General features: G+C 50.2%; 8 tRNA genes and 1 rRNA gene. All 9 read right to left on the reverse strand.

The features are described from left to right. Positions 1-69 precede the first annotated feature (69 nt). The 9 genes from O3664_RS09080 to rrf all read right to left on the reverse strand — a co-directional run bounded on the left by O3664_RS09080 (position 70) and on the right by rrf (position 883). Positions 70-143, reverse strand: a tRNA-Arg gene (locus O3664_RS09080). Positions 144-154: 11 nt separating this feature from the next. Further along, positions 155-240: transfer RNA gene (locus tag O3664_RS09085), tRNA-Leu, on the reverse strand. 7 nt (positions 241-247) lie between these two features. After that, positions 248-319 (reverse strand) — tRNA-Gly (locus O3664_RS09090). 22 nt (positions 320-341) lie between these two features. Then, a tRNA-Thr gene (locus O3664_RS09095) sits at positions 342-414 on the reverse strand. Positions 415-432: 18 nt separating this feature from the next. Next, positions 433-514 (reverse strand) — tRNA-Leu (locus tag O3664_RS09100). Positions 515-519: 5 nt separating this feature from the next. Continuing rightward, positions 520-592 (reverse strand) — tRNA-Lys (locus O3664_RS09105). Between the two features lie 23 nt (positions 593-615). Then, a tRNA-Asp gene (locus O3664_RS09110) sits at positions 616-688 on the reverse strand. A gap of 2 nt (positions 689-690) precedes the next feature. Beyond that, positions 691-763, reverse strand: a tRNA-Val gene (locus tag O3664_RS09115). A 4-nt stretch (positions 764-767) separates the two neighbouring features. Continuing rightward, positions 768-883, reverse strand: a 5S ribosomal RNA gene (gene rrf, locus O3664_RS09120). Positions 884-927 lie beyond the last annotated feature (44 nt).

The following is a 927-nucleotide window of genomic DNA, read 5'->3' on the forward strand; positions in this document are numbered from 1 at the left end:
CCTGCGACACCTTGGTCCCAAACCAAGTACTCTACCAAGCTGAGCTACTTCCCGAGTTAAATAGAAAAATGCACCCTAGAGGAGTCGAACCTCTAACCGCCTGATTCGTAGTCAGGTACTCTATCCAGTTGAGCTAAGGGTGCTCATTAGTTTATGCCGAGGACCGGAATCGAACCGGTACGATCGTTACCAATCGCAGGATTTTAAGTCCTGTGCGTCTGCCAGTTCCGCCACCCCGGCCTCTCTAAGCGAACGACGGGATTCGAACCCGCGACCCCCACCTTGGCAAGGTGGTGTTCTACCACTGAACTACGTTCGCACTGTTTTCTTCTATCTAAAAATGCCGGCTACATGACTTGAACACGCGACCCTCTGATTACAAATCAGATGCTCTACCAACTGAGCTAAGCCGGCTCATTTATTATATCTTAATGCGGGTTAAGGGACTTGAACCCCCACGCCGTTAAGCGCCAGATCCTAAATCTGGTGCGTCTGCCAATTCCGCCAAACCCGCAGATATGACCCGTACTGGGCTCGAACCAGTGACCCATTGATTAAAAGTCAATTGCTCTACCAACTGAGCTAACGAGTCTAAAATAACTTACGTTATTCTAACGGTCCCGACGGGATTCGAACCCGCGATCTTCGCCGTGACAGGGCGACGTGATAACCGCTACACTACGGGACCTTTGGGAGTTAACGGGATCGAACCGCTGACCCTCTGCTTGTAAGGCAGATGCTCTCCCAGCTGAGCTAAACTCCCTAGAGCTAAGCGACTTCCATATCTCACAGGGGGCAACCCCCAACTACTTCCGGCGTTCTAGGGCTTAACTTCTGTGTTCGGCATGGGTACAGGTGTATCTCCTAGGCTATCGTCACTTAACTCTGAGTAATACCTACTCAAAATTGAATATCTATTCAAACCAA

The organism is Streptococcus sp. 27098_8_109, from assembly GCF_041432295.1.
Classification (GTDB): domain Bacteria; phylum Bacillota; class Bacilli; order Lactobacillales; family Streptococcaceae; genus Streptococcus.